This is a genomic window from Mucilaginibacter sp. McL0603, assembly GCF_049992945.1.
Classification (GTDB): Bacteria; Bacteroidota; Bacteroidia; order Sphingobacteriales; family Sphingobacteriaceae; genus Mucilaginibacter.
Genome location: NZ_CP188251.1, coordinates 4700096 through 4719416 on the forward strand (window position 1 = coordinate 4700096; position 19321 = coordinate 4719416).

Genomic DNA, 19321 nt, shown 5'->3' on the forward strand with positions numbered 1-19321 from the left:
AGATTTGGACTTTCCTAACTTTGGGTGATACTCCCTGTCCATATGCATCAAATATTTACAGAACTGGTCTCAGTAAAATTCATCATCCTCTACATTTTGATCATCTCGACCATTATTGTACACTATAGAGGAAAGGTAAGATATAAGTTTTTCAGACAGCTTACAGATCATTCTACGTTCATGGCACCCATCAATATGCCGATGTATGCCTTGTCTGCAGTGGAAAATAAACCATACATCAGCTCTGCCAATTTTCCGCAGCTTAAGGTGTTAAAAGATAAATGGCAAATCATACGCGATGAAGCATTGCAGTTGGAACGTGAAGAACTGATAAAAGGATCGAATAAATATAATGATGTTGGTTTCAACTCATTCTTCAGGCGGGGATGGAAACGCTTTTATCTGAAATGGTATGATGATTTTCACGAATCAGCAAAAAAACATTGTCCGCAAACTATAGAATTGATAAAGGGTATTCCATCCATCAAAGCAGCCATGTTTGCTGTTTTGCCAGCCGGAAGTCAGCTGCTACAACACCGGGACCCTTATGCAGGTTCGTTGCGGTATCATTTAGGATTGATAACCCCAAACTCTGAAGATTGCTATATTGTAGTCGACGGGCAAAGCTATTTTTGGAAAGATGGTGACGATGTGATCTTTGATGAAACTTACATCCATCATGCTGAAAATAAAACAGATGTAGACCGCATTATACTGTTTTGTGATATTGAGCGACCAGTAAAAACCATGTTCGGGCGTGGATGGAACAAGTTTTTCGGGTGGTTCATAATGGCTGCCGCTGCATCGCCCAATATGGGTAATGATAAAACAGGCAATATCAATAAGGTATTCAAATATATCTATTCTATCAGGCTGCTTGGCAAACGCATCAAAGCGTATAACATCAAGCTGTATTATGCTGTAAAATATTTGTTATTACTTATCATATTATACTTCGCTTTTTTCAGGTGGATCATAAATCTGATTTTTAAACATTAAATTTGCTGAATGTCAGCAACACACGATCATGGTCATTCGCATGGCCACTCACATTCGCATGGTCATCACCACCATGATCATGCCCCTAAGCTTGATCATTTAAATACCGCATTTATTGTTGGTATTATTTTAAACTCCGCATTTGTTGTACTCGAGGTAGTGGCTGGTTTGTGGAGCCACTCGCTATCACTATTAACCGATGCAGGACATAACCTGAGTGATGTTGCTGGCCTTGCCCTTGCTTTATTAGCTTTTAAACTAACCAAAGTAAGCTCAAACAGTGAATATACTTATGGCTATAAAAGATCAACCATTATTGTATCCTTTTTTAACGCTTTAGTACTTTTTATAGCTGTAGGTTTTATCGGTTACGAAGCCGTAATGCGGTTTATACATCCGGAAGTTATTGCTGGCGGCACTATGGCCTGGGTTGCTTTTGCAGGTATTGGCATCAATGCTGTTACTGCATGGCTTTTTGTTAAGGATAAAGACAAAGACCTGAATGTGAAAGGTGCTTACCTGCACATGGCAGTAGATGCCATTGTATCATTTGGTGTAGTAGTATCCGGACTGATCATTTACTTTACCCACATATACTGGATTGACAGTGCTGTAAGTTTGATTGTAGCCATAGTAATATTGAAAGGTACCTGGAGTTTATTAAGCGACAGCCTACGTTTGGAGATGGACGGTGTGCCTAAGGAAATGGATCTTGATAAGATAAAACAAGAACTAATGAAATGCAAAGGCGTGGTTGATGTACATCATATCCACGTTTGGGCATTAAGTACTACCGAAAATGCACTAACTGCACACCTGGTGATCGATCAGAATGCAGTAACTTCATTCGATAATATAAAACATGATCTTAGGCACCGCCTGGAGCATCTATCCATCAGTCACAGTACGTTTGAGCCGGAGTTTGCCGACGAGAAATGCGTACATGTGGATTGCTAAAAAACAAATATAACGAATAAGGCCGAAACAAATTCGGCCTTATTCGTTAAGTGACATTATCCAGAAATTTATTATTTCTTTTTCGCTTTTGCTGCTTTGGGAGCTGCAGGTTCTTCTATGTTTTTAGCATTAGCCGGAGCTTTTGCTTTCTTAGCTGGTTTAGCTTCTTCAACGGCTTCAACCGGTTCTGGTTCGGCAATTGGTTCTTCTACAGCTTCAGTTGGTGCAGCTTCGCTGAATAAAGGTAACTCTTTCATGATATGATACCACGAAACTACCTTTTTCATATCAGAGGCATACACTTTTTCCTCGTCATGACCCGGTGCCACTTCTCTGAAAAGCTCTCTCAACTGTTTACCATCAGCTTTAGCCTCAGGAACATTTTTGATCGCTTTCATGCGCTCAAGCACATCAAGCAAGCGGATATCCTCGTCTTCCCCAAAAATGGTAATCTCATCTAAAGCTGCTATTTTAGCGGTAGACAGGTTAGCTACTAACTTTGTTTTTTGAGCATCAAGGCTTTCTAAGATAAACCCGGTTTTATTTTGCGCGAGTGCTTTCCACAAACCCGGTTTTCCTGCTACCGATACTATTCCACGTAAATTCATTGTTTATTGTTATAATGGTTGTAATAGTTATAAAGGTTATAAGAGTTAAAAAGGTCAACAGTCTTTCAACTACTACAACCACTCTAACATTTTCAACTTTTATTTAATCTTCTATCACCTCAATTCCTAAAATCTTATCACCCTGGCGTATAGCATCCACCACATCAACATTTTCAATCACTTTACCAAATACGGTATGATTCCTGTCTAAATGTGATGTATTAGCACGGCTATGGCAGATAAAAAATTGCGATCCGCCGGTATTGCGGCCTGCATGTGCCATCGACAATACGCCACGATCATGATATTGGTTGTCTCCCGTCAGTTCACAATCAATTTTATAACCCGGGCCACCTGCACCTGTGCCTGTTGGGTCACCGCCCTGTATCATAAAATTAGGTATTACTCTATGAAAAGTTACATTGTTGTAAAATCCTGATGTAGCCAGTTTTTTAAAATTCGCTACAGTATTTGGAGCGTCCTTGTCGTAGAATTCTACGGTCATATCGCCCTTTTCGGTTTTAATTATTGCTTTACTCATTTCAATATTTAATAGGGTGCAAAGTTAGTAAAAAAGGAGAAAGGTTAAAGGCGAAAGCAGAAAGGTGACAATTATGATATACCAATTTTCTTATTTATTCGTTATTTCGCAATAAATCTTTTATTATAATACCCCTGCGTTATATTAGTCTTTATGTTGTTACGTTCGTTCCTATTTCTATTAGGGTTTCTGTTTCTTGTCACTATAAGTTATGCTCAGGGTAATTTGACAGGCCGGGTATATGAGAATAAAACCCGCATACCTATTGCCGGGGTAAGCATTCAGAATTTAAGCACTCATGTTTTTACGGTAACTGATAAAAACGGTCTGTTTGCCATTCGTGCCCATGTAGGCGACCTGGTCACTTTTTCTTCATTTGCATATGAAGCCGATACATTATATGTGAAGGATCTCAGCTCGACTGAAATCCTGATGGACCTGAAAGGTACTAATCTAAAAGGCGTTACAATAAACGACCAACAAACAAAGCTTGGCAGCCTGACTGCCCCTCCTACTTTATCTCCGTTCGGCGGTCAAACTGTTGTTTATTCAAAAGATGCAAATGGCGATTTAAAGGGTGGGCTTACCATGAATTTGTTTGACTCACATTCCGATGCCAAAAAGAAACGAAAAGACATACAGTTAGGAAAAGACGAAGAGCTAAAACAAAAAATCGCCAGAGAATTCAGTCCTGATAACCTGAAGGATTATGTTCCGTTTAAAGGACAAGAAATGAGCAATTTCATCATTTTGTATACTCCTACCGTCGATACATATACCAGTCCGGAGTTTAATTTTGCCGGTTACGTCAATTCAAGCTATCAAGAGTTCATGAAAATTCCAAAAGAACAAAGGGAGTCAAAGGATCTCACAAACCTGAATGCCAAACCAAGTGAGTAACGATTCCGTTAAAATCATAATAGCCTCAATAATTATTCGTTATTTTTGAGAATGAAGTCATTTCAAAAAAATCTTCCTGTTTTATGCTTTGTGTTTTTGGCATTTACATTTTTGCCAATGCTTTGTAAAGCGGCTTCAATTCTTATCCCAATGGATGAGGAGCAAAAAGATCATTTAAAATCGTACGGTATAGCTTTCTGGACATTAAAAAATGGCGAAGAGGTAGATTGGCTGCTTAATTATCGTGGTGGGAGCTTTATGTTGAAATACAATAAGGCTGTTGAAGATGAATGCAAAATACGCGGTGTAAGTTACGAGGTATTGCCAGACGCCAAAGTGAGTGAGATCCTTACCCAGGTAAGTGACCCTTCTGTGAATATGGACCTGGTAAAACTGGAAAAAGCTCCCAAAATGGCTGTTTATTCACCAAAAAATAAATTACCCTGGGATGATGCCGTTACGCTGGTATTAAAATATGCCGAGATACCTTATGATGTAGTTTATGATGAGGAAGTAATAAGAGGTGACCTGCCCAAATACGACTGGCTGCATTTGCACCACGAGGACTTTACAGGGCAATACAGCAAGTTTTATGGCTCGTTCAGGTATGCGCAATGGTACAATGATGATGTAAAGTTTCAGGAAGCTACAGCCCATAAACTTGGTTTTAAAAAAGTATCCCAGATGAAACTGGCTGTGGCAGAGCACATACGTGATTTCTGCTCGGGTGGTGGTTTCCTGTTTGCAATGTGCTCAGGAACAGATACTTTTGATATTGCACTGGCTGCATCAAATACCGACATCTGCGAGAGCATGTTTGATGGCGATGCTGCCGAGCCTGATGCACAATCCAAACTGGATTTTACTCAAACTTTTGCTTTTCAGAACTTTAATCTGGATATGAACCCGATGTCACATCAATTCAGCAATATTGATGTGACCACTACCCGCCAGGTAGACAGAACGAAAGATTTTTTCACTCTGTTTGATTTTTCAGCAAAATGGGATGTGGTACCGAGCATGCTTACTCAAAATCATGATAAAGTGATCAAAGGCTTTATGGGACTGACCACTGCCTTTAATGAAAAATTGCTCAAGCCCGGCGTTACTATTATGGGCGAAATGAAGACCGGCAATGAGGCCCGATATATTCATGGTGAATACGGCAAAGGTCAGTGGACTTTCTATGGAGGTCATGACCCTGAAGATTATCAGCATGTAGTTGGCGATCCCCCTACTGATCTTAAACTGCATCCCAACTCTCCCGGTTACCGGCTGATATTGAACAACGTTTTATTTCCCGCCGCGAAGAAAAAGAAGCAGAAAACCTGATTGCAGTTAGCACTTGGCAGTTTGCAGTTAGCATAGTGCCCTATATCCATAAATAAATGCAAACTGGATACTGCCAACCGCACACTTAATTATAGAACGACCACGAAATCCCTATCTTAACCAAACTGTTGGGACCGGGATAACGGTTGACCATATAATATCCCTTGCTAAATAATCCCTGGTTGGCATAATCATACATTATAAATATGTTGGTGCGTAGCAATGTGGCTTTAAAAAACACCGAAGCTACAGGATATGAGGAGAATGTAAGGTTTGGACTGCTATTGTAAAACTGACCCAGGCCTACTGCATATGAAGGCGCCACATAAGGTGTGTTATAACGTACATTAATACCAAAACTACTATTTAGCACACCAAATAAAAGATGGGAATAATATAAACTATTATAGGTATACAGTTCTGGAGTTCGTAATGTATTCTGATAATCGGTTTTTTGATATACTATATAATTATCCAGGTGCCATCTGCGCCAGGTAAAACTTTTACCTAAACTCAATTTCAACAAATTGATAGGGCTATGCAACTGGGTTGGTGTAGCATCAATACCATTAGGCTGGGCTTCGAAATACAGGTAATCAGAAATTAAGAAGTACTCGACCTTAAGGTCAAGTTGCAGGGGATCATTAATGTAGTTGAATGATACGCTGGTTGTTTTCTGATTACTAAAACTGTTATGGAAAATATAATGATTAGATATCCAGTCGGTATAAACGAGCGGCGGCGAACTATTTTGCGAATAGGCTCCTAAAATGATCCTGCCGGCTTTTTTGCCCCCGGATAATGTCAGTTTTGCTTCGTACAGAAAATCGCCGAAATCACGCCCCACAGCTATCTGCTGTAAATCTACATCCAGCAATATCCTGTCGCTAAAACGATAGCCTGCTTTTGCCTTGAGTGTAATATCCTGGAAAGAATTATCCTGTTTACGTTCATTCAGCACCATCCGCGAAAAATTAGCGTTTGTAACTGTATCAGTTACAAATTGCTGATAGTGATAATAATCCTGCGCTAAACCTACGTCAAGCTTTAACTCATTTTTTATTACACCTGTAGATTTGCCCCTCAGGTAGAAACTATAGGAAAAGGCATTTTGTATATGAGATACCGTAAGGGAATCCCGTGAAAAAGATGAACTGTAATAATAATCAGGAAACACATTGTAAATATCCGGCTCATTCTGCAAGAATTTGTAGTTCTCCTTGTTATAGTTTAAGGTATAAGAAACACGCTGCGTGGGCAATATCTTTGATTTGTCAGCGCCTTTTAATGTGGTATCTATCTTACCTATATAGTAAAACTGTTTAATGTAAAATCCATTTTTGCGTATATTATCGCTTGAGTTATATAAACGTACAGGTGCATTCTGTGCTGTAGCATAAGTGTGCTGAGGAGTAGTAAAGATCGAATCATTTTGTACCGAACCATTCTCAGGTGCCTTCAGATTATTAAAGGTGTAATTGGCCAGCAAGTTATAACGTTTACTTTTTGATTCATACCAGCTAAATAGTCCTCCGGTAAAATCACTGCCGGCTTGCCTTGGATAGAAACCGTTAGATCCTATGAAATTAAGATTAAACCCAACATTCAGTTGCGGGTTGATATTTTGGGTATGAATTGCTTTAAAATACTGCTCCTTAGCGCCCCACCAAAATAAGGATAGATTGGTATAAGGTACACGGGCTTTATAATACTGCACATCCTCCGGGGTAAAAAGATAGGCGTCCAAAAAATGTTCCCCTACATCAAAGCCAATAGTTTTACTTGGTTCAAATAACAAATTACGCTCGGCAAGGCCCAGATTGCCCAAGCCTATTTTAGGGCTGCGGACCTGATATAATGGGCTATAATTTTCAAAATTAACAATGCCTGTATCTATGGGGAACACCTGGGTGCTATCGCTCAATAAGCGCTCGTTGGTTACTCTTATAAATTTTGATGTAAAAATTACCGAATCCTGCTTCTTCTCTTCCTTTTTTCTTTGAGCATCAATCTCCTGGTCACCTGTAAGAGCCTTCTTATTAGTATTGGACGATGTATCCCTCGGAAAACCATTATTCCTTGGCTGATTGTTGTAACCCGGCGGAGGTACCGTCTGTGCAAAAGAAAAACATGCCGACAGGCACATCAGCATCGTTAAAAGGATATATCTTGATCTGTTATGCATTAAAGGCCGGCAATCAGGTTTTTAAGTATCAATGTCATTTTTGGTTCAGCCTCATGTGCAACGGCCAATATTTCCTCAAGCGAAACAGGATGCAAAACTTCCGGGAAACCCTCATCAGTTAATACTGATATGGCAAATACCGGCAATCCCATATGGTTGGCTACAATTACCTCTGGTACTGTGCTCATCCCTACTGCATCACCGCCGATTATCCGCAGGTACTTATATTCGGCTCTGGTTTCAAGGTTTGGGCCTGTCACAGCTACATAAACACCTTTATGGCAGGTAATATTGTTGTCGGCTGCAATATTAAGTGCTTTGTCTATCAGATCGCGCCTGTAAGCCTGGCTCATATCCGGGAAACGCGGACCAAGCTCCTCCTCATTTCTACCGATCAGTGGATTATGTGGCTGCAGGTTGATATGGTCTTCAATGATCATCAGATCACCCTTTTTAAAATCAGGATTAAGTGATCCGCTGGCGTTGGATACAAATAGCGTTTTAATACCCAGCATTTTCATCACCCTAACCGGGAAAGTGATCTGCTGCATGGTATAACCTTCATAATAATGCAGCCTTCCTTGCATGGCTACCACTTTTTTGCCTGCAAGTGTGCCAAATATCAATTTACCCGAATGGAACTCTAATGTCGATATAGGGAAATCCGGGATATTTGAGTACATCAGTTGTTTTTCAACTTCAATACCGCTAACTAATTCTCCAAGTCCTGTTCCTAATATAATACCTACTTCAGGCTCAAAATCGCCGATGCGGCTTTTAATGTATGAGGTGGTTTGTTGTATGTTCTCTAACATATTCTGTAACTAATTGATCAAACTGTTGCCCGCCATTATCTAAAAAACGAATACCTATAGGCAACACCTGTACCGGCAGGTATTTTATAACCGGCTGCAGTTCGTGTTCAAATAAACGTTGTGCATCCTTTTCTGTTGTAATGATCACCTTTTTTTGTGTAGTACAGGCAGAAAATTCATCGGCAAGTTTACTGATATTTTTTAAGCTAAAACGGTGATGATCGGGATAATTGTGATGAACCACTTTTGAAGTATATTTTTTGATATGCTGCACTAATGGCTTAGGGCCTGCAATACCTGTCAGCAAAAACACAGTGGTATCCTCATCTATTATGGTGTCCGTCCGGTTTCCGGCAAGGTCTTGCGTGGACAGGTATGAGACAGATGTAAAAAATAATGATTGGTAAGGCAAAGGGCTTATTCGTTCTTCGATATAGGCCTGTGCTTTAGCCGTTAACTCTTCCGGACATTTACTTACCACGATGACATCGGCACGCCAGCGCCCGCTAATCGGTTCGCGCATATTACCTGCAGGTATCAGGAAACGGGGTTTATTTATCCGGTTATAATCAAACAACAAAATACTGAATCCCGGTTTAACAGCGCGATGCTGATAGGCATCATCTAAAATGATGAGGTTATGATTTGGCAACAAATGTTGTATCCCCTCCACCCTTTTCTCACAAACTGCCACAGTTATTTCCGGGAATTTATGTTTGAACTGTGCAGGTTCGTCACCTATCTGGGCAGGCGTACTATCTGCATCAGCAAGTAGGTATCCTTTTGTTTCCCGTCCATATCCCCGGCTTAGAGTAGCCAACTTATATTTTCCTTTAAATAAGCGCACCAGGTACTCTGTCATGGGCGATTTACCTGCGCCACCAATATCCAGGTTGCCAACGGATATCACCGGAATTTTAAAGCTTTGGCTTTTTATTATACCGCCATCATAGCACCAGTTGCGGATCGTTACCACAAGGCCATACAATATGGAAAAAGGGAATAAAAGCCAGCGCAGGATATTCATACTACAGCAAAGTGAGTAAACTATTCAACCAAAAGCAAACTTTCAACCCTTGTAAAATGCTTTTTGTTTAAGGTCGCAACAGGGAGATTGTTGCTCACAGCTATTGCTGCTATAAAAAGATCAGCAAGATCAATTTGTTTTCTTTTAGTTTTTAATTGATTATTAATATTAACTGCTTCTTTAACAGCAGCCTGATCTAAATTAATAACAGTTATTTTTTTAAGAAATTCCTGCCAGTATTCTAATTGCTGTTCTGTGGCACCTGAATAAATTTCATATTCAGTAATTACACAAATACAAAATGTATAACCTTTTCTTATTAAGGATACCAATTGTGATTTTGATTTATCTGATTTTCTAAAAAAATCAATAAGAAGTGAGGTATCGGCTAAAACTATTTTTTCCGCCATTGATTAATAGCTTTTCTCGTCTGCCCAATTTCTTCCAGCTGTTTATCTGAAAAAGTTGGAGCCGTAAGCAAAAAAGATTCTAAATCCTGTAATTGTGTATCGTTGGTATTCTGCTTTTCAAGTTCCTTTTTAAATTTCAATAGCTGTTCTTTAGGAAGTTCCTTCACTATCCTTATCAAATCATCAAAACCAATATCCACCTGAATTTGCATACTCAAATTTACGAAATTTATTTAATTTAGTATGCCCATAATGCCAATACCTTAATACGTATAATTCAGATATGAAAAATAAATTACTTTTTCTTCTTTTAATAATCTCTACTACCACCATTGCTCAAACTGATAACAAATTGACCGCCCAGCTGCAAAATGCAGTTAAAGGTTTTAATGGACAAATAGGTATCTACGTTAAAAATTTAAAGACCGGCAAAACCGCTGCTATTAATGCCGATACGCTATTCCCGACGGCAAGTATGATCAAAGTAAGCATTCAATGCGGGGTGATGGATAAGATAGAAAAAGGTGAGCTGGCCTATAATCAAAAGCTGATCTACCGCGATTCGCTGCTGTATCCGGGCGAGGATATATTAGGTTCCTTTAAGGATAAGGATACCATTGAAGTAAGTAAAGTTGCCATGCTGATGATCACGATGAGCGATAATACGGCGAGCACCTGGCTGCAGAAGATCGTCACCGGTGAGTATATCAATAACTGGCTGGATCAACACGGCTTTAAAGTGATGCGGGTAAACTCAAGGGTAAAAGGACGTGAGGCTATTCGTGCTAAATACGGCTGGGGAGTAACTACGCCTTTTGAGATGTGCCGCTTGTTTACAATGATAAGAAATGGTGAAGCAGTGAGCCCGGCTGCCAGCGAAAGGATGTACCGAAATCTCGGTCGTATTTATTGGGATGATAAGGCATTATCGCAAATACCACCCTATGTACATACTATAAGCAAGCAAGGCGCTGTAGATGAATCAAAATCAGAAACCGTACTGGTAAATGCCCCGCATGGCGATTATGTATTTTCCATCATCACCAATAATGATAAAGACCAGCGATGGGTGCCGGATAACGAGGCCGATATATTGATAAGAAAAGTATCAGCCCTGATATGGCATTACTATGAGCCCAAAAGCGACTGGAAACCTGCTGATGGTGTGGCTAAATTTATGCTGAATGAATGATTTTTGATGTGCAGACGTGAGGATATGCAGATGTGCAAATGATTGATTTAGTTAAGTGGGTTGATTTAGTTAGGTAGTTAACCCATTCAACTTAATCCAACCTAATCTAACTAATCAACTTCCTCATTAAAAGTGATCCTGTTACCGAAGGGGTCATGAACTGTCATATAAATGGCTTTTTGATTCCATTCGGGAACCTCTATGTCCGGACGGCCATATTTGTATTTCTTGTCGTTCAGTTCTTTATTGTAGGCTTTAAGTCCTTCAAAATCATTTATCCTTGTGTGCGTACCCGGACTTGCATCGCCATGATGTTCTGAAAGATGCAATACAAGGTCCCGTAATGAGACCTGTATATATTTAGGTGTAGTGCCTGGCTCAAATTCATGCTCCCAATCTACCTTAAAGCCGAGCCAGTTTACATAAAACTCAATGGCCTTATCGTAATCAAAAATGCGAAAGATGGGAGTTATCGTACTCATTACAAATGAATTATTATTTATTCTCTTTCAGTTGATCAACAGTTGCTGCGCTGGTCAGTTCCTCATCCATATTGGTGTTAAACTGGAAAGTGTATATCTTCCAGGCATCCTTTGGGCGATAGTAAATAAAAATAAAACGTACTGGCTGCTTGTCGTACTTCACCATGTAGCTCTGTAGCTTAAAGTTATTGCCAATATTTTTTTCGGTGATCAGCTCATAACCATTATTAACGCCACCCTGGTCGATGGTCATTTTAAGGTTCTTCTTTATTGCGGTGATATCGTCATTTACCTGTCTGATTTTTTTCACATCTGAAAAGAGATAGTCAATAGCATCCATTGGTTTGGCGGCATATATTTCAAAGAATTTCTTAGAGAGGTCCGTCGGGTTTTGCTCCTGCACCTGGGCTTTAGCAACACATATAAACAGTAATAGGGGGCACAGTGTTAAAAGTATTTTTTTCATAACCGGGTTAAAAAATTAAACCACTAAAATAAGAACATTTTAGTGGTTTTGGTTATGTAACTGCAAATCAATCGCCGATTGCAGTATAAGAGAATGTCTTTTTTATTAATTCGACGCCAGCGTATTTTCTCTGAAATTGGTGGCTACCGTAGGATTGTAAACAATACTAAAAAAGTTTTGGCCTGTAGTTGGTGGTACTAATGTTACCGCAAATGAACCCTCTTCAGATACCCATTTGGTATTTTGCAACTTGCAGAACTGACTGTCAAAACGGCTTACTACGTCTTTCATGTCCTGACGGTCATAAGTAACCACATATTCTGTGCAGATACCATTATAATCAAAGTAGAAAGTATAATCACCTACCACCCTTACTTTCGTAAAGCAAATTGCATCACCTTTTGCAGCCTTAAATGTTTGAGCCGAAGCATAAGGGATATTTTGAGCAAAATAAGCTTTTATCTTTTGCACATTGCTTCCCAGCGGGAACTGTGCAAATGCTGACATTGAAAGTGTTACTAGTAGCGAAAGTAGGGCGATCTTTTTCATGCCTAAGATAAGGCAACAATTACACCAGCCCCACCCAAATGTTAGGTTAGGTTCAAAATGTTCTGATTATCAGCAAAGTAAAAATTAAATAAAAAAGAGACTCATACCCACACTGGGTAACGGATGTAGAAATTAATCCGTTAACGATGTGTATTTGTCTCTACAAGTAAGTTTTTGAAATGGTAAAAAGCTATTTACTTTTTACTTCATATCCAGCTTGTGGCCGGTCAAAAATACTTTGCCGCTGTTAGGTTCACGCACAATGGTACTTTCGCCTTTATCTATTTTTAAGGTTTGTGTAATATAAAAGCCTTTATAATCCATCAAAATATTCAACCCATCATTATTTACACTCAGCTTAAATGAACCACCGATCATATCCTTGGTTTCATTGTTGGTAAGGGTAAAAGTACCCTCCTTGTCTGACGTAAAAGTAAATGAGAATCTCTGCCCGTTGATCTCGTCCTGGGCCTTTTTTAACACAAGTTCCCTGTACTCTTTGTAAATATCTTCTACATTAGGCATAACGCATATTGATTTTTAAGTCCAAAACTATTTTTTCATAGGTGGCTTTTACACCCGGACTTTTATACGGAAACAGCAGAAAAAAGATGCAAAAAAATTAAAGTTTGGATAAGATGCCCCACAGGCCATTTGAACAGGGATTTGGAGGCGTTCGTACGGTTTTTAGGTTGAGCCACCGCGAAACAAAGTGGAACAGTTTATGCAAGTGTTTCATGCTGTTTCGTTCCGTTGTGGCTCAGAAAACGAACGAACACTTTAACAATAGCGCTTATCCTTTGTAGCACTCTTTATGTCTTTAACGTATTGTGATATAAAGCTTTATATTATGAAAAATCCACCCCTGTTTATTGCTGCCTTATTTGTGTTATCAGGTTTGTTTTCCTGTAAAAAAAGCAATCAATCGCCTGCGGTCCCTACCTCAATCGTTGGCAAATGGCAACTGGTGAATGATTCGCTTGTTTCGGGTGTAGGTCCTATTGTAACCGGCTCCAATTATATCGGCAAAAACGGCGATTATTTTGATTTCGGTACGAATAATAAAGTCTACATAAAAGAAGGGGCAAATTTGGATAGTTCGGCGTACCAGGTAATGTCAGACAGTACCGTTGTTCTTAACGTCTATGCCGAGCGATATAATGCCATATCGCCTGTCAGCAAGATGACCTTTGTCCCGGATGGTGTCACCCTGCGTAGTCCCAGCGTTTTTGTAGCAAACCCGGGATCATATTATCTGCGTATCATTAATTTGAGAAAGTAATGAGTGAGTTGATTGGGTTGGATTAGGTTAGATTGAGTTGACTAGGTTGAGCTGACTTAATCAACCACTTAACTTAATTAACTTAGCCCTAATCTTCAAAGGCAATTTAGCAGCGATCAGGTCATAAGATTGCCGGATGTAATACTCCCACTCTTTTGCAGCGAGGCTATTGATATCCCGAACAAGTACCCATTTATATCGTGCAATATAAGGATGTGGATCCAGTCCCTCTTTTGAACTCACTTCTTCAAAATCCTCATCAGGCACTTTAAATGAAGCCGAAGGCGGTACACCATCCGGATGAGTGAACAGGAACGACTTGCCACCGACATTAAAGCATAAATGCACATCCAGTTTAATGCTCTCGGTTACTCCGGGCAATTTATGGCAGATGGTTTGGATGACTTCGATGGTCATAGTATAAAATTAGGTAAAAATTGGGATTGAATAACTGTTTCATGCTGTTTCAAGGTGGTGTGGTTTAGAAAACGAACGAACACCGACCGTTGATTAATATGATTAGACGATCGCGTTGATTATTTTTTTATAAATCAGCGAAATCCTGAAATCAAAAAAATCAGCGGTCGCACATCCACCTTTTGTCACAAAACACATTTGCACATCTGCATATTCGCACATCTGCACATTTACCGTTATCTTTGCGCACTCAATAATTAACCCTATGCTTAAAGGATTTTTCAACGTTCCGCCACCGCAAAATGAGCCTGTTTTAAACTATGGCCCGCGCAGTGTGGAGCGTGCAGCTCTGAAAGCCGCTTTGGACGAAGCGCGCTCAAAACAAATTGATATACCTATGTATATTGGTGGTAAGGAAGTACGTACCAGCAAAAAACTGGAGATACGCCCGCCACATGATCATAAACATTTACTGGCTACTTTTTCTGAGGGTGATGCCACGCATGTTACTAAAGCTATTGAAGCTGCCTTAGCTGCAAAAGCCGACTGGGAAGACCTGGCATGGGAGCAACGCGCTGCCATTTTCCTTAAAGCTGCCGACCTGATCGCAGGCCCATACCGTGCCGAGATCAATGCAGCTACGATGCTGGGCCAGTCTAAAAATGCTTACCAGGCCGAGATTGACGCTGCTTGTGAACTGATAGACTTTTTAAGGTTCAATGTATCTTACATGACGGAGATTTACCAGCAGCAACCACCCATCTCTGGCAAAGGAGTTTGGAACCGTTTAGAACAACGCCCGCTGGAAGGATTTATATTTGCTTTAACTCCTTTCAACTTTACAGCTATCGCAGGTAATTTACCGTCGTCAGCAGCTATGATGGGCAACGTGGTGGTTTGGAAACCTGCTTATCCGCAGATATACGCCGCTAACGTGATCATGAAAGTATTTAAAGCAGCCGGTTTACCTGATGGTGTGATCAACTTAATTTATGTTGACGGTCCGGTTGCGGGTGAGGTGATATTTAACCATCCTGATTTTGCAGGCATCCACTTTACAGGATCAACCAAAGTATTCCAGAACATCTGGCAAACTATTGGTACCAACATCCATAAATACAAAACATATCCACGCATTGTAGGCGAAACAGGTGGTAAAGACTTTGTGCTTGCCCACCCAAGCGCTGATGCCGATGTAGTAAGCACTGCACTGGTACGTGGCGCATTTGAATACCAGGGACAAAAATGCTCTGCTGCTTCAAGGGCCTATATCCCTAAATCATTATGGCCGGCTGTTAAAGAAAATGTTCAGCGCGATGTGGCCAGCTTTAAAGTTGGTCCGGTTGAGGATTTCGAGAACTTTGTTAACGCCGTTATCACCGAAGTATCCTTCGATAAACTGGCAAAATATATTGATGCTGCCAAAAATGACAAGAGTGTTGAGGTAGTAACCGGTGGTAATTACGATAAAAGCAAAGGCTGGTTTATTGATCCAACCATTATCCGTGTGGATGACCCGTACTATGTAACCATGTGCGAAGAGCTATTTGGCCCGGTACTGACCGTTTACGTGTATGAGGATAAGGATTTTGATAAGGTGATAGATATTGTGGATAACACTTCTATCTATGCGCTTACAGGTTCAATCATATCACAAGACCGTTACGCTATTGCCGAAGCTACACACCGCTTACGCAATGCAGCAGGTAACTTTTATATCAATGATAAACCTACGGGAGCAGTAGTTGGTCAGCAGCCATTTGGCGGTGCAAGAGGATCAGGCACAAATGACAAAGCCGGATCAATGATCAACCTGTTACGCTGGGTATCACCACGTACCATCAAAGAAACATTTGATCCGCCTAGGGATTACAGGTATCCGTTTTTGAGTAAAGAAATATAAAGTTAGAATCAAGAATTAAGAGTCAGGAATCAAGAGATTAAAATTTTGAACTTCTGACTCTTTGTTCTTGATTCTATATTCTTGACTCTTGATTCTATACTCTTGACTCTCTCAAATCCTACTTGAACTTAAACACATCATCCAGCTTATCATTATTGCTGGTACTTACATTCATATCTGTTATTTTACCTGTGCTGATGCTGTATACCCAACCGTGAACGCTTAGCTCCTGCCCGTTCTTCCAGGCATTTTGCACGATAGAAGTCTTGCAAAGATTGTAGACATTCTCAACCACATTTAGCTCAACCAGGCGATTGGTACGCTCATTCTCATCTTTTATAGCATCAAGTTCATCGGCATGTATGCGATATACATCCTTTATGTGTCGTAACCAGTTGTCTATCAGGCCAAATTCTTTATTGCTCATAGCAGCAACAACGCCACCACAACCATAATGCCCGGTTACTATTACGTGTTCTACCCGCAATACATTTACCGCGTAATCTAATACTGATAGCATATTCATATCTGTATGTATCACCATATTGGCAATGTTACGGTGTACAAATATCTCGCCCGGGTTAGTATTGGTGATCTGGTTGGCAGGTACACGACTATCAGCACAACCTATCCATAAAACCGGAGGGTTCTGGATAGCTAGCTTTTTAAAAAAATCCGGGTCGGAGTTTAGGGCATGTTTTATAAATTCCTCATTACCGTCGAGCAGGCTCTGGTAAGTGATATGACTTGTATCATGAACTGGGTTCTTTTCTTGGGCGCACATAGGGATTGATGTTAAAATAATTATATTTCGGCTACGAATTTATGTTTTTGCTGAGGATGAAAATACACGCATCAGCTTATGTAATGCAACTGTTGAAAGATCGTAATATAATATTGCAAGTAAAATCAAGGGGATAAAATAAAATATCACAAATCCATAAGCATTAAAAAAGTATCCACCCGCAATTCCGCCAAAAAAATAAAAAGCCAATACTGTTAGCCGGACGTAAATACGGTTCCTTACTACGCTCGTCTTTTTTGATCGTGGATGCAGCCACTCAGATACATCACCGCCTAAATCGGTAAACAGTCCCGTCAAGTGTGATGATTTGATCAATCCGCCCGATATGGTGGAGACCATACTATTCTGTAAGCCCGTCGAAAATATAAGCACACTGATGATAATTTCGCGCTCGGTTTGTGATTCGGCATAAAACCTGGCGCCATACACAGCAACAAATAAAAGGATGATGATCTCAATAATGATCGGCCTCGAGTGCGCCCGGTAATTACTTTTATCATGACCAGATCGTATTAAAAAGTTAGCAAGAAAAGCACCCAAAAAAAATAACAGCAGCCAAATAGAAAACAGGATTATCTCGTGCCAGTTATTTTCGGCCCAATGCCGTGCAAGGCTAGCCACGTGACCAGTGATATTGCTGGAAAATGCCAGGAAAGCAATAACACCGATCACATTGGTAGCACCAGATACAAAGGCGGTGGATGACGCCAGTAACAGATTTTCTTTAAGCGTACGTTCGTCTTTTGATCGTCTTAGCATATGCAGGTATTGGGATAAATTTAGTAAATAACGAGTATATCACATTATTTACATCAACATAAATACATACAACAGCGTATATTGAAGGTTTTAGCTTGATAATTACTATTTTTAACGAATTCATTATTATAAACCTGGGTTGTGAATAAGAAACTTAAAGCACTAAAACATAAACGCGAACAAGCATTGTTAGGCGGCGGCCATGCACGGATAGAAAGTCAGCATAAAAAAGGGAAGTTAACAGCACGTGAGCGCCTTCATTTCTTATTGGACGAAGGCTCATTCCAGGAGATCGGGATGCTGGTAGCACACCGCTCCACCGATTTCGGGATGGAAAAAGAAAAGTACCCTGGCGACGGTGTAATAACAGGCTATGGAACTATCAACGGTCGACTGGTTTATGTATTCTCGCAGGACTTTACAGTTTTCGGCGGTTCACTCTCAGAAACCCATGCAGAGAAGATCTGCAAGATTATGGACCTTGCTATGAAAAACGGAGCACCGGTTGTAGGGTTAAATGACTCAGGCGGTGCACGTATACAGGAAGGTGTGGTATCCTTAGGTGGTTATGCTGATATCTTTTATCGCAATACAATGGCATCTGGAGTAGTACCACAGATTTCTGCTATTATGGGGCCATGTGCAGGGGGAGCTGTTTACTCACCTGCTATTACAGATTTTATATTGATGGTGGAGAATACTTCTTACATGTTTGTAACCGGACCTAATGTAGTGAAGACTGTTACGCATGAGGTAGTAACTTCTGAGGAATTGGGCGGAGCAACAACTCACGCTACCAAATCAGGCGTCACTCATTTTGCCTGTGTTAATGAGATCGAAGCTATACAGCATGTGAAAAAGTTATTGAGCTACATGCCTCAGAATTGTGAGGATAGGGCACCTGCATTACCATACGAAAGCAGCAACGAATTACGCCCTAAACTTTCCGACCTTATGCCGGAGAATGCCTCACAGCCTTATGATATGCGTGATGTAATTAACCAGGTGATAGATACGGATTCGTTTTTAGAGGTACACAAGGATTTTGCAGAAAATATAGTGGTAGGCTTCGCACGACTGGCAGGCAGAAGCATCGGAATAGTAGCTAATCAGCCTGCTTTTTTAGCCGGTGTACTGGATATTCATTCGTCAACTAAAGGAGCACGTTTTGTACGTTTTTGTGATAGCTTTAATATCCCTCTGTTGGTATTTGAAGATGTACCGGGCTTTTTACCGGGAACGGACCAGGAATGGAATGCTATTATTACTAACGGAGCAAAACTTCTTTACGCTTTCTGTGAGGCTACGGTACCACGTATCACAGTAATCACCCGTAAGGCTTACGGAGGCGCTTATGACGTGATGAACTCCAAACACATAGGCGCTGATATGAACTTTGCCTGGCCATCAGCAGAGATAGCCGTAATGGGTGCCAAAGGCGCTGCTGAAATTATTTTTAAGCGGGAAATCACCACAGCCGATGATAAAGAAGCCAAATGGCGCGAAAAGGAATTAATGTATTCTGACATATTTGCCAACCCCTACCGTGCTGCTGAACGTGGTTTTATTGATGAAGTGATAGAACCATCAGAAACCCGTATCAAGCTGATCCATGCCTTCAAAATGCTGGAGAATAAGGTGGTAAATAATCCGAGGAAGAAGCATGGGAATATTCCTTTATGATGTCGGATT

22 protein-coding genes are annotated in these 19321 nt (G+C 40.4%); 8 read left to right on the forward strand and 14 right to left on the reverse strand.

Annotated features, from left to right (window positions below):
• The first annotated feature begins 42 nt into the window (after positions 1-42).
• Together ACPPVU_RS21505 and ACPPVU_RS21510 are read left to right on the forward strand one after the other, a co-directional pair.
• Positions 43-999 carry an aspartyl/asparaginyl beta-hydroxylase domain-containing protein gene (locus ACPPVU_RS21505; protein ID WP_426668796.1) on the forward strand — a complete coding sequence of 319 codons (957 nt, stop codon included), beginning with the start codon at positions 43-45 and terminating at the stop codon, positions 997-999.
• A gap of 9 nt (positions 1000-1008) precedes the next feature.
• The gene (locus ACPPVU_RS21510) at positions 1009-1956 is read left to right on the forward strand and encodes a cation diffusion facilitator family transporter (protein ID WP_426668797.1); all 948 of its coding nucleotides are present in this window, start codon (positions 1009-1011) and stop codon (positions 1954-1956) included.
• 71 nt (positions 1957-2027) lie between these two features.
• Here ACPPVU_RS21510 and ACPPVU_RS21515 read toward each other — a convergent pair whose 3' ends face one another.
• Both ACPPVU_RS21515 and ACPPVU_RS21520 read right to left on the reverse strand, forming a co-directional pair.
• On the reverse strand, positions 2028-2564 hold the full coding sequence (locus ACPPVU_RS21515; protein ID WP_426668798.1) for a DUF5606 domain-containing protein: 537 nt from the start codon (positions 2562-2564) through the stop codon (positions 2028-2030).
• A 103-nt stretch (positions 2565-2667) separates the two neighbouring features.
• Positions 2668-3105 (reverse strand): peptidylprolyl isomerase, encoded by a 438-nt coding sequence (locus tag ACPPVU_RS21520; protein ID WP_426668799.1) that lies wholly within the window; start codon positions 3103-3105, stop codon positions 2668-2670.
• Between the two features lie 153 nt (positions 3106-3258).
• On the opposite strand from ACPPVU_RS21520, the gene ACPPVU_RS21525 reads away from it, so the two are divergent.
• Both ACPPVU_RS21525 and ACPPVU_RS21530 read left to right on the forward strand, forming a co-directional pair.
• Complete coding sequence (locus ACPPVU_RS21525; protein ID WP_426668800.1) at positions 3259-4005, forward strand: hypothetical protein; 747 nt, start codon at positions 3259-3261, stop codon at positions 4003-4005.
• Positions 4006-4155: 150 nt separating this feature from the next.
• Positions 4156-5337, forward strand: coding sequence for an asparagine synthetase B (locus tag ACPPVU_RS21530; RefSeq protein ID WP_426672216.1), 1182 nt, complete (start codon positions 4156-4158; stop codon positions 5335-5337).
• Positions 5338-5422: 85 nt separating this feature from the next.
• Here the strand turns inward: ACPPVU_RS21530 and ACPPVU_RS21535 are convergent, their stop codons facing one another.
• From ACPPVU_RS21535 to ACPPVU_RS21555, 5 genes are read right to left on the reverse strand one after another with little or no spacing between them, the layout of a single operon-like run.
• The gene (locus tag ACPPVU_RS21535; RefSeq protein WP_426668801.1) at positions 5423-7522 is read right to left on the reverse strand and encodes a putative porin; all 2100 of its coding nucleotides are present in this window, start codon (positions 7520-7522) and stop codon (positions 5423-5425) included.
• Positions 7522-8337 carry a purine-nucleoside phosphorylase gene (locus tag ACPPVU_RS21540; protein WP_426668802.1) on the reverse strand — a complete coding sequence of 272 codons (816 nt, stop codon included), beginning with the start codon at positions 8335-8337 and terminating at the stop codon, positions 7522-7524. The genes ACPPVU_RS21535 and ACPPVU_RS21540 overlap by 1 nt, the downstream gene beginning before the upstream one ends.
• Entirely contained in the window at positions 8300-9364 is a 1065-nt protein-coding gene (gene lpxK / locus ACPPVU_RS21545; protein ID WP_426668803.1) for a tetraacyldisaccharide 4'-kinase, read from the reverse strand. The genes ACPPVU_RS21540 and lpxK overlap by 38 nt, the downstream gene beginning before the upstream one ends.
• Before the next feature lie 20 nt (positions 9365-9384).
• The gene (locus tag ACPPVU_RS21550) at positions 9385-9774 is read right to left on the reverse strand and encodes a type II toxin-antitoxin system VapC family toxin (RefSeq protein ID WP_426668804.1); all 390 of its coding nucleotides are present in this window, start codon (positions 9772-9774) and stop codon (positions 9385-9387) included.
• Positions 9759-9986: a hypothetical protein gene (locus ACPPVU_RS21555; RefSeq protein ID WP_426668805.1), complete on the reverse strand. Its 228-nt coding sequence runs from the start codon at positions 9984-9986 to the stop codon at positions 9759-9761. The genes ACPPVU_RS21550 and ACPPVU_RS21555 overlap by 16 nt, the downstream gene beginning before the upstream one ends.
• A gap of 71 nt (positions 9987-10057) precedes the next feature.
• Between ACPPVU_RS21555 and ACPPVU_RS21560 the strand changes: the two genes are divergently transcribed.
• Positions 10058-10966, forward strand: a complete 909-nt coding sequence (locus ACPPVU_RS21560; RefSeq protein WP_426668806.1) for a serine hydrolase — start codon at positions 10058-10060, stop codon at positions 10964-10966.
• 110 nt (positions 10967-11076) lie between these two features.
• Here the strand turns inward: ACPPVU_RS21560 and ACPPVU_RS21565 are convergent, their stop codons facing one another.
• The 4 genes from ACPPVU_RS21565 to ACPPVU_RS21580 form a co-directional block, all read right to left on the reverse strand.
• On the reverse strand, positions 11077-11448 hold the full coding sequence (locus tag ACPPVU_RS21565; protein ID WP_426668807.1) for a glyoxalase superfamily protein: 372 nt from the start codon (positions 11446-11448) through the stop codon (positions 11077-11079).
• 13 nt (positions 11449-11461) lie between these two features.
• Positions 11462-11914: a hypothetical protein gene (locus ACPPVU_RS21570; RefSeq protein ID WP_426668808.1), complete on the reverse strand. Its 453-nt coding sequence runs from the start codon at positions 11912-11914 to the stop codon at positions 11462-11464.
• Between the two features lie 105 nt (positions 11915-12019).
• Positions 12020-12463 (reverse strand): hypothetical protein, encoded by a 444-nt coding sequence (locus ACPPVU_RS21575; RefSeq protein WP_426668809.1) that lies wholly within the window; start codon positions 12461-12463, stop codon positions 12020-12022.
• A gap of 201 nt (positions 12464-12664) precedes the next feature.
• Positions 12665-12988 (reverse strand): hypothetical protein, encoded by a 324-nt coding sequence (locus tag ACPPVU_RS21580; RefSeq protein WP_426668810.1) that lies wholly within the window; start codon positions 12986-12988, stop codon positions 12665-12667.
• Positions 12989-13313: 325 nt separating this feature from the next.
• On the opposite strand from ACPPVU_RS21580, the gene ACPPVU_RS21585 reads away from it, so the two are divergent.
• Entirely contained in the window at positions 13314-13745 is a 432-nt protein-coding gene (locus ACPPVU_RS21585) for a hypothetical protein (protein WP_426668811.1), read from the forward strand.
• Positions 13746-13805: 60 nt separating this feature from the next.
• Here the strand turns inward: ACPPVU_RS21585 and ACPPVU_RS21590 are convergent, their stop codons facing one another.
• On the reverse strand, positions 13806-14162 hold the full coding sequence (locus ACPPVU_RS21590) for an MmcQ/YjbR family DNA-binding protein (protein WP_426668812.1): 357 nt from the start codon (positions 14160-14162) through the stop codon (positions 13806-13808).
• A 265-nt stretch (positions 14163-14427) separates the two neighbouring features.
• Here ACPPVU_RS21590 and pruA point away from each other — a divergent pair, with 265 nt between their 5' ends.
• Positions 14428-16065, forward strand: coding sequence for an L-glutamate gamma-semialdehyde dehydrogenase (pruA, locus tag ACPPVU_RS21595; protein ID WP_426668813.1), 1638 nt, complete (start codon positions 14428-14430; stop codon positions 16063-16065).
• A gap of 118 nt (positions 16066-16183) precedes the next feature.
• On the opposite strand, the gene can is transcribed toward pruA, so the two are convergent.
• Both can and ACPPVU_RS21605 read right to left on the reverse strand, forming a co-directional pair.
• Complete coding sequence (gene can, locus ACPPVU_RS21600) at positions 16184-16849, reverse strand: carbonate dehydratase (RefSeq protein ID WP_426668814.1); 666 nt, start codon at positions 16847-16849, stop codon at positions 16184-16186.
• A gap of 39 nt (positions 16850-16888) precedes the next feature.
• A complete protein-coding gene (locus ACPPVU_RS21605) occupies positions 16889-17629 on the reverse strand; it encodes a YoaK family protein (RefSeq protein ID WP_426668815.1) in 741 nt (246 codons plus the stop codon).
• Positions 17630-17770: 141 nt separating this feature from the next.
• On the opposite strand from ACPPVU_RS21605, the gene ACPPVU_RS21610 reads away from it, so the two are divergent.
• Positions 17771-19312, forward strand: coding sequence for an acyl-CoA carboxylase subunit beta (locus tag ACPPVU_RS21610; RefSeq protein WP_426668816.1), 1542 nt, complete (start codon positions 17771-17773; stop codon positions 19310-19312).
• Positions 19313-19321 lie beyond the last annotated feature (9 nt).